The sequence below is a fragment of the Amycolatopsis orientalis DSM 43388 genome (genome assembly GCF_000411975.1).
Classification (GTDB): Bacteria; Actinomycetota; Actinomycetes; order Mycobacteriales; family Pseudonocardiaceae; genus Amycolatopsis; species Amycolatopsis orientalis_D.
Genome location: NZ_ASXG01000094.1, coordinates 124,390 through 133,404 on the forward strand (window position 1 = coordinate 124,390; position 9,015 = coordinate 133,404).

General features: G+C 69.5%; 8 protein-coding genes. 6 read left to right on the forward strand and 2 right to left on the reverse strand.

The genetic code is table 11. The features are described 5' to 3' along the window. Genes L942_RS19015 through L942_RS19035 form a run of 5 tightly spaced genes read left to right on the forward strand, consistent with a single transcriptional unit; the run spans nucleotide 1 to nucleotide 4,541 of the window. Nucleotides 1-669 (forward strand): RraA family protein, encoded by a 669-nt coding sequence (locus L942_RS19015; protein ID WP_037362176.1) that lies wholly within the window; start codon nucleotides 1-3, stop codon nucleotides 667-669. Beyond that, the gene (locus tag L942_RS19020; protein ID WP_037362179.1) at nucleotides 669-1,316 is read left to right on the forward strand and encodes an RraA family protein; all 648 of its coding nucleotides are present in this window, start codon (nucleotides 669-671) and stop codon (nucleotides 1,314-1,316) included. The genes L942_RS19015 and L942_RS19020 overlap by 1 nt, the downstream gene beginning before the upstream one ends. Beyond that, the gene (locus tag L942_RS19025) at nucleotides 1,313-1,951 is read left to right on the forward strand and encodes a 4-carboxy-4-hydroxy-2-oxoadipate aldolase/oxaloacetate decarboxylase (protein WP_037362181.1); all 639 of its coding nucleotides are present in this window, start codon (nucleotides 1,313-1,315) and stop codon (nucleotides 1,949-1,951) included. The genes L942_RS19020 and L942_RS19025 overlap by 4 nt, the downstream gene beginning before the upstream one ends. A 5-nt stretch (nucleotides 1,952-1,956) precedes the next feature. Then, complete coding sequence (locus L942_RS19030; protein ID WP_037362219.1) at nucleotides 1,957-2,919, forward strand: flavin reductase; 963 nt, start codon at nucleotides 1,957-1,959, stop codon at nucleotides 2,917-2,919. After that, nucleotides 2,913-4,541 (forward strand): FAD-dependent monooxygenase, encoded by a 1,629-nt coding sequence (locus L942_RS19035; RefSeq protein ID WP_037362182.1) that lies wholly within the window; start codon nucleotides 2,913-2,915, stop codon nucleotides 4,539-4,541. Before L942_RS19030 ends, L942_RS19035 begins: the two co-directional genes overlap by 7 nt. A 69-nt stretch (nucleotides 4,542-4,610) precedes the next feature. Here L942_RS19035 and L942_RS19040 read toward each other — a convergent pair whose 3' ends face one another. Next, nucleotides 4,611-5,987 (reverse strand): aldehyde dehydrogenase family protein, encoded by a 1,377-nt coding sequence (locus L942_RS19040; RefSeq protein WP_037362185.1) that lies wholly within the window; start codon nucleotides 5,985-5,987, stop codon nucleotides 4,611-4,613. A gap of 55 nt (nucleotides 5,988-6,042) precedes the next feature. After that, nucleotides 6,043-7,194 (reverse strand): PucR family transcriptional regulator, encoded by a 1,152-nt coding sequence (locus L942_RS19045; RefSeq protein WP_200862864.1) that lies wholly within the window; start codon nucleotides 7,192-7,194, stop codon nucleotides 6,043-6,045. 74 nt (nucleotides 7,195-7,268) lie between these two features. Here L942_RS19045 and L942_RS19050 point away from each other — a divergent pair, with 74 nt between their 5' ends. Further along, nucleotides 7,269-8,879 (forward strand): thiamine pyrophosphate-binding protein, encoded by a 1,611-nt coding sequence (locus L942_RS19050; protein ID WP_037362188.1) that lies wholly within the window; start codon nucleotides 7,269-7,271, stop codon nucleotides 8,877-8,879. Nucleotides 8,880-9,015: the final 136 nt, after the last annotated feature.

Below are 9,015 nucleotides of genomic sequence, written 5' to 3' on the forward strand. Positions count from 1 at the left end.
ATGTCTCCCGAAGAGATCATCACCGCACTGCGCGGGCTCGACAGCTGCGCGGTGTCCGACGCCCTGGACACGCTCGGCCTGCCCGGCGCGGTCACCGCGTTGAAGCCGATGTGGCCCGTCGGCACGGTTCTCGCCGGTCGTGTGCGCACGGTTACCGCCGCTCCCAAAGCGACCGCCGGCCCGGCGACACACATCGCCACTCCGCTGGTCGCGATCACCGAGCCGGACGACGTCGTGGTGATCGACAACCACGGTCGCACGGACGTCTCGTGCTGGGGCGGGCTGCTGGCCGAGGCGGCGGTCCGGCGCGGGGTGGTCGGCGTCATCGTGGACGGCGCCTGCCGCGACGTCCAGGAGAGCGAAGCTCTCAAGCTCCCGGTCTTCGCTCGCACGGCCGTTCCGGTCAGCGCGCGGGGCCGCATCGTGCAGGCCGCGATGGACTCGCGGATCCAGATCGCGGGTATTTCAGTCGCGCCGCAGGACTTCGTGCTCGCGGATGTCAACGGCGTCGTGTTCGTCGCCGCCGGCGAGGCCGCACGCATCGTCGGGCTCGCACAGCGGATCGCCGACCGGGAAGCCCGGATGGCGGAAGCGGTCCGGTCCGGCCGCGACGTGCAAGAAGTCATGCACGATTCCCAATTCCCTTCAGTCACTGCGGAGGAGCGCTGATGTCTCTCCTGGACCGGTTCGCCGGGCTCGGCACCGCGACGGTCTCCGACGCCCTCGACAAGCTGAAGCGCCCGGGCAGCCTGCTCGGTCTCGCCCCCCTCGCGGACGGACAGCGCATGGTCGGCCGCGCGTTCACCGTGCGGTACGTCAGCGCGCAGGTGCCCGCCGGCACCGTCGGCGACTTCATCGATCAGGTCGAACCAGGCCAGGTGATCGTGCTCGACAACGACGGCCGGGTCGACTGCACGGTGTGGGGCGACATCCTGACCGCAGTAGCGCACCAACGCGGTATCTCAGGCACGGTCATCGAAGGGGTCTGCCGCGACACGCACCGCGCGCTGTCCATCGGCTACCCGATCTACAGCCGCGGCCGCTTCATGCGCACCGGCAAGGACCGCGTCGAGGTGGCGGAGGAACGCGGCCCAGTGACCATCGGCGGCGTGACCGTCCGGCATGGCGACCTGCTGCTCGGCGACTCGGACGGCGTCGTGGCGATCCCGCGCGACTGCGAGGACGAAGTGCTGGAGGTGGCCGAGATGATCCAGGCTCGGGAGGAAGCGATTCTCGCCGCGGCGCTCGGCGGCGCGACAATCGCCGAAGCCCGGGCGAAGTACGGCTACCACGATCTGCAGCGGGCGGACGCATGACCACGCTGGCCGAAGACGCCAAGGAACTGCTGACGCTCGGCACGGCCACTCTGTACGAGGCGTCCGGACTCGACTGCTTCCTGGACCCCGCGTTCCGGCCCGCCTGGGACGGCGCGCAGCTGGTCGGCCGCGCGGTTCCGGTAACCGCGCAAATCGGCGACAACCTCGCGTTGCATCACGGGATCGAAGCGGCCGGCGCTGGGGACGTACTCGTGGTCGACGCCGGTGGCGCGCCGTTCGGGTACTGGGGCGAGGTGATGGCGGTCGCCGCGCAAGCGCGCGGCATCACCGGCCTGGTCATCGACGGCGGGGTGCGCGATACCCAGCAACTCGCGTCGCTCGAATTCCCGGCCTTCAGCACGGCGATCTCGATCCGCGGCACGATCAAGAACTGGCCCGGCACCGTCGGCCGCCCGATCACCTTGCGCGGCCGGGTGATTCGCCGCGGCGACGTCGTCGTGGCCGACCGGGACGGGATCGTGGTGTTCCCGGCGGACGAGTACGACCGGGTGCTGGCCGCGTCCCGGGCCCGTGCGGCGAAGGAAGAGTCCTATCTGGACCGTCTTCGGTCCGGGGAGACCACTTTGGACGTCTACGAGTTCCGGCATCTCGGCGTTCCGGACGAAGCGAGGTGAACCGCATGACCTCCGACCAGCAACGGATCGACAGTTTCCGCCAGGCCGCCGGGCGATTCGCTTCCGGCGTCACGGTGGTGACGACCGCGCTCGACGGACACCTTTACGGGATCACCGCGACTTCGTTCGTTTCCCTTTCGCTGAACCCGCTTCTGGTCACCGTCTCGATCAATTCGCACAGCCCGATCCTCGACGAGATCCGGGCGAGCGGAGTCTTCGCGATCAACGTGCTCGGCCGCCATCAGCAAGACGTTTCCGCGTGCTTCGCGCGACGCGGGCGCGGCCGGAGCAAGGAACGGTTCGACGAGGTCGAGACCCACTCCGAGGCCACCGGCGCGCCCGTCGTCACCGGCGCGCTGAGCTGGTTCGACTGCACTGTGCACACGATGCTGAGCGGCGGCGACCACATCATCCTCGTCGGCGAAGTCGTTTCCGCCGGCGGCGGCACCGGGCAGCCGCTGCTGTACTGGTCCGGCGAATACCGCGAACTCAGCACGGCGGAAGAAGCGGAGGCGGACATCGGCCGGATCGCCGATTCGCTCTCCATTCAACTGCATTTGCACGGCATGCGCGCCGAACAGCTGCTGGAAGCGCAGCACGCGGTCGAACCCGCGGCCGCCGCGCTCGCCGCCCGCGCCGCGTCCGACGACCAGGTGGCGCAATTGCGGGACCTGGTCGAGGAATCGGAGAAACACGTCCACGACGCCAGCCGGTACAACCCGCTCTCGCTGGAATTCCACGCCCGGCTCGGCTTGCTCAGCGGAAATCCGGCGATCGCCGCGTCAGTCGGCGCGCTGAACCGGCCGCGGGAAAGCGTGTATGCCGTGCACACCAACGCCGAGCGGGCGACCCGGGCGGTCGAGGCGCACCGGCGCATCCTCCAGGCCATCGAGGACCGGGACGAGGACGCCGCCCGCCGGCTGATGACCGAGCACCTCGGCGTGGTCGCACAAGGAATGCCGTGCTGAACGGAGAAACCATGGACGCGGACGTCATCGTCGTCGGGGCCGGTCCGGTCGGCCTGGTCGCCGCTTTGGATCTGAGCAGCCGCGGGGTGTCGGTGATCGTCGTCGAGGAGCGGGAATTTCTCGAACCGCCGAACGTCAAGTGCAATCACGTCGCCTCGCGCACCATGGAAAGCTTCCGGCGGCTCGGGATCGCCGCGGAGGTGCGCGCCGCCGGACTGCCGCGCGACTACCCGCAGGACGTCGCGTTCCGGACCTCGCTGACCGGGCGGGAACTCTCCCGCATCCCGATCCCGGCGAGCGGGGAGCGGTACACCTCGCGCGTCGGTCCCGACACGAGCTGGGCGACGCCGGAGCCGCCGCACCGGATCAACCAGACCTTCCTGGAACCGATTCTCGCCCGGAACGCCGCTGCCGCCCCCGGCGTGACGCTGCTCAACCGCACCCGGTTCCATTCGGTGCGCCAAGACGAAGCGGCCGTGTCCGCGCTAGTGTCCGATGCGGCGGGCGAGCGGACTCTGCGTGCTCGGTACTTCATCGGCGCGGACGGCGGCCGTTCGGCAGTGCGCAAGCAGATCGGCGCGAAGCTCAGCGGCGATCCAGTGCTGCAGCACGTGCAGTCCACGTGCATCCGCGCGCCGAAGCTGTACTCGCTGATGTCCGCCGACGAACCGCGGGCGTGGGGGTACTACACCTTCAACTCGCGCCGTGTCGGACACGTGTACGCAATCGACGGCATCGAAACCTTTCTCGTGCACACCTACCTGTCGTCGGCGGAAGAAGCCGTCGACCGGGACGAGGCGATCCGCGCGATCCTCGGGGTGGACGAGGCGTTCGAGTACACCATTGTGTCCAAAGAGGACTGGGTGGCTCGCCGGCTGCTCGCCGACCGGTTCCGCGACCGGCGGGTGTTCCTCGCCGGGGACGCTTCGCACCTGTGGGTGCCGTTCGCCGGATTCGGGATGAACGCGGGCATCGCGGACGTGCTCAACCTGACCTGGCTGCTCGGCGCTCGCCTCGCCGGCTGGGCCGAGGACGGGATCCTGGACGCCTACGAAGCCGAACGGCGGCCGATCACCGAACAGGTGTCGCACTTCGCGATGAACCACCAGCGCAAGCTCGCCCGGCCCGGACTCCCCGCGGAACTGGAGGACGACACCCCGGCCGGAGAAGCCGCTCGGTCGTCGTTCGGGGCCGCGGTACGGGAGCTGAACGAGCCGCAGTTCGCCGCTGCTGGACTGAATTACGGGTACGCGTATCACGATTCGCCGATCATTGCCTACGACGGCGAAGAAGCGCCGGGCTACACAATGGGCAGTTACACCCCGTCCACGGTGCCTGGTTGCCGGGCCCCGCACTTCACGCTGGCGGACGGATCCTCGCTGTACGACCATTTTTCCGCCGGATACACCGTGATCGCGCGTCGTGGAGTCGATACCTCCGTGCTGGCCGGGGAAGCGGCGCACCGACGCATCCCGCTCGCGGTCGTTGAGGCGGACACCCTGCCCGCCGAATATCTCTGCCCCGTCACGTTGGTGCGGCAGGACCAGACTGTGGTGTGGCGAGGTGCTCCGCCCGACCGGGCGGCCGCGGCCGAGTTGTGGGAAAAGCTTCGCGGCGCTTGACCCCCGGCCCACGGTGAAGGCCTCCTCGAGGAAATCCCTCGAGGAGGCCTTCACTGGTTTCCGGAAGTCTCAGCGGCGGATGATTTTGCTGGCTGCCATGGCTTTCAGGCCTTCCACCCCGAACTCCAGCCCGTAGCCCGATGCCTTCGTCCCGCCGAAGGGGATCGCCGGGTCGACGCCGCCGTGCTGGTTGATCCACACCGTGCCCGCGTCGAGCCGCCGCGCCACCGCGTCGGCCTCGCCCGCGTCGGGACCCCACACCGAGGCGCCCAGTCCCTGGTCGGTGCCGTTGGCCCGGCGCACCGCGTCGTCCACGTCGGAGTACCGGAGCACCGGCAGCACCGGCCCGAACTGCTCCTCGTCGACCACCGCGGCACCGTCCTCGACGTCCGCGATGATTGTCGGCAGGTAGAACAGCGGCCCCAGTTCGGGTGCCGGCCTGCCGCCGGTGACGATGCGGGCACCGCGCGCCCGGGCTTCCTCCACGAGCCGGGAGACGATCTCGAACTGCGCGGGATTCTGCACCGGCCCGAGCCGGTTCGCCTTGTCCCGCCCCGGACCGATCGGCGCCTTCTCGGCGCGTTCGGCCAGCGCGGAGACGACGTCGTCGTACATCGACTCGTGCACGTAAAGCCGTTTGAGCGCGGCACACACCTGGCCGGTGTTCATGAAAGCCGCCCAGAACAACTTGTCGGCGACCGCGTCCACGTCCGTGCCGGGCAGCACGATCGCCGCGTCGTTCCCGCCCAGTTCCAGGGTGAGCCGCGCGAGGTTGCCCGCCGAGCTTTCGACGATCCGGCGGCCGGTCGCCGTCGAGCCGGTGAACACGATCTTGGCGATCCGCGGATGCGCGGCCAGCGCGGCGCCGACCTCCCGATCGCCGGAGACCGCGGTCAGCACGTCCGCGGGGAGATGGCGGCGGAAGATCTCCGCGAGCGCGAGCACGCTCAGCGGCGTGTTCTCCGACGGCTTGAGCACCACGGTGTTTCCCATGCGCAGTGCCGGCGCGACGTGCCACACCGCGATCATCACCGGGAAGTTCCACGGGCCGATCGACGCGACGACCCCCAGCGGCACGTAGTGCTGTTCCGCGCCGTCGGGCAGCGGCTGCGGTTCGAGCACCGTGTCCGCCGCGGCCCGGAGCCAATGCGCGGCTCCGTGCGCCTCGCCGGCGCCCCCGGCCTTGCCTTGTTCCGCGGTGATGATCTCGCCGAGTTCTTCGGCGTGCGCGTCGAGATCGTCCGCGATGACGTGCAGGATTCGCGAACGTTCTGCGTGGCCGAGAGCGGCCCACGGCGGTTGTGCCGCGGCGGCGGCGGCGATCGCGGCGTTCAGCTGGTCGACCGTGTGCACCGGGGCGTGGCCGACGACTTCCCGCGTCGCGGCGTCCAGGATCGGCCGCCCGCGGTCTTCGGCGGCCGAGACGGTGGTCAGCAGTGCGTTCATGCGGGACCTTTCCGTAAAAGTTTACATTGAATATAGTCAATTGGAGGGGTTGCGGCTAGCGCAGACCGGCGAGCGTCGCGACCCGCAGCCCGGTGTGGAGTTCCCGGCGGACCCTCCCGTCGGCGAGATCGACGCCGGCGACTGCGCGCACGCGGTCCAGCCGGTAGTAGAGCGTGCTGCGGTGGACGTGCAGGATCTGCGCGGTGCGCTGGGCGTCGCAGCCGCAATCGAGGTAGGTCTCCAGGGTCTGCGCGAGATCCGGTCCGGACTGCGCGTCGAGGAGTCGTCGTACGGCGTCGGGCAGATCTGAGACATCAAGCTCGTCGAGTGGGAGTTGCAGCAGCAGCCGGTCCAATCCCAACTCCGGCCAGTGGACCACGCGGCCGACGTCGCCGCCGCGCAAGGCGATCCGGGCTTCGCGCAGCGACCGGTGCACGCCGGACAACGGCGCGTGCGCCCCGCCGACTCCGGCGCGCAGAGCGGAAAAGGCAGGCTGGGCAAGAAGGTTGGCCAGCCGTTCGGTGTCGATTTCGTACGGCACCAGCAAGACGGCTTCGCTGCCGAGCACCGCGCCGACGGCTTTCAGCGTGGGGAACACCGGGATGCTCGACAACGCCCGGTCCAGCACGAGCCGGAGTGTCGCCGAACTGGGCTCCGCGCGCGGCGGGGGCGCGATCGAGATGACGGTGTAGTGCGGAACCGGCGAGAGCAGTCCGCTCGCGAGCAGTTCGTCGGCGGCTCGGACGCGCTGGTCGTCGTTGCCTTCGAGAAGCGCGGCGAGCAGGCGGCGCGCGCGGTCCTCGTCCTCCCGGTTGCCCAACGCCATCGCGGCCAGGAGCAGGCCGATCTGCTCCCGGCGTTCGCGCAGTTCGTCGTCGTCCTCGTAGGCGGACTCGTCGTTCTCCGGAATCGTCGAGGAGAGGTAGCCGACGAGCCGTCCCTCGTGCCGGACCGGCGCGACGAGCCGCGACTGCCCTCCGTCGAGCGGCGGGATCCGCACCGGTTCGCGCGCCTGGCCGACCCGGTAGTCCCGGATGGACTCCCGGGCGCGCGAAGATCCTTTGTGGGACAGGATGATCGCCAGCCGGGCGTGGTCGACGTCCTGGTCGTGCACGCTGAACGCGATCACCGTGAAGTCGACGTCGAACACGATGACCGGCCGCCCGAGCCGGTCGGCGTAGGCCTGCACCTGTCCTTCGAGAGTCATGCTCGCCTCTTCCGTTGCCAGCTGCCCGAGATTTGATCTATATTCATTATAGACATTTGACGAGAGGGATCCGCATGGCACAGATGACAGGCGGTGACGCGCTCGCCAGGGCGCTCATCAGCGAGGGCGTCGACACGGTCTTCGGGATTCCCGGGGTCCAGCTGGACGGGCTCACCGACGGCATGTACCGCAAGCGCGACGAGCTGGAACTGGTCGTCCCGCGGCACGAGCAGGCGACCAGCTACATGGCGGACGGCTACTACCGCGCGTCCGGGCGGCCGGGCGTCGCGATGGTCGTGCCCGGCCCTGGCGTGCTGAACGCGGGTGCCGGCATGGCAACGGCGTACGCCTGCTCCTCGCAGGTGATGCTGCTGGCCGGGACGATTCCGTCGCCGCTCGTCGGGTCCGGTCTCGGGGCGCTGCACGAGATCCCCCGGCAGACGGACACGGTCCAGGGGCTCACGAAATGGTCGGCGCGGCCGAAGCGGGTCGAGGAGATTCCGGACCTGGTCCACGAAGGGTTCCGGCAGATGCGCACTGGGCGGCCGCGGCCGGTCGCGCTCGAACTGGGGCCGGACCTGCTGCACGCGGTCGCGGATCTCAAACCGGGGGAACCGTTCGGGGTGCGGGAACCGGAGGCGCCGGAACGGGAGGTCGCCGAGCTGGTGCGGTTGCTGGCCGCTGCGAAGCGGCCGGTGCTCCACGTCGGCGGCGGGATGCGGGATCCGCGTGCGTTCAAGGTGCTGGCTCGGCTCGCCGAACTGCTGGACGCGCCGGTGGTGATGAGCGAGAACGGACGCGGGGCGATCGACGCCCGGGATCCGCATGCGTTGCCCGCGTTCGCGTTGTGGGAACTGCGGTCCACCGCGGACCTGGTGGTGTCGTTCGGCAGCCGGTTCCTGACGCCGTTCGGGCAGCAGTTGAACATCGGCGACGCGCGGCTGGCGCTGGTCAATATCGACGCGGCCGACCTTCGGGCGCCTCGGAACCCGGATCTGGCGGTGAATGCCGATGCGGTGGCGGTGCTGGAGGCGTTGGTGGAACGGATCTCGCCGCGTACTGCCTGGGGTGCCGAACTGGCCCGGCTCCGGGCGGACTGCGAGAGCCGGATCCGGAAGCAGGCCGGGCCGCAGATGGAGTTCGTGGACGCGATCCGGGCGGCCCTGCCGGACGACGGCATCTTCGTCAATGAGTTGACGCAGATCGGATATGTGTCGACGTACGGGTTTCCGGTGCGAGCGCCGCGGTCTTACGTGTGGCCGGGGTATCAGGGGACGCTGGGGTATGCGATGCCCACCGCGCTGGGGGCGGCGGTGGGGTCGGGCGGGCGGCCCGTTGTCGCGGTCACCGGGGACGGCGGGATCGGGTGGTCGATGCAGGAGTTCGCGACCACCAAGAAGTACGGGATTCCGCTGGTGACGGTGTTGTTCGAGGATTCCCGGTTCGGGAATGTGTGGCGGATCCAGCGGGACACTTACGGCGGCCGGTTCATCGGGTCGGATTTGACCAATCCGGATTTCGAATTGCTCACCCGGGCGTTCGGGCTGGAGTACGCGTTGGCGGAGGATGCCGCGGCGGTGGAGAAGCACGTGGCCGCGGCGATCGCGGCGAAGCGGCCTGCGGTGGTGAAGGTGCCGGTGGATGTGTTTCCTTCGCCTTGGCCGTTGATTCACGAGAAGCATTGATCGGCTCGTCGCCTGGCGGCGACATTGCGTCTCGGTGAGTGGCGTGGGGGCACCCCGAAGCTGATTGTGACTACGGCGCGGGGGTGCTTGTCAAGGCGGGAAAGCGTGCCTTGACAAGCACCCCCGCGCCGTGTTT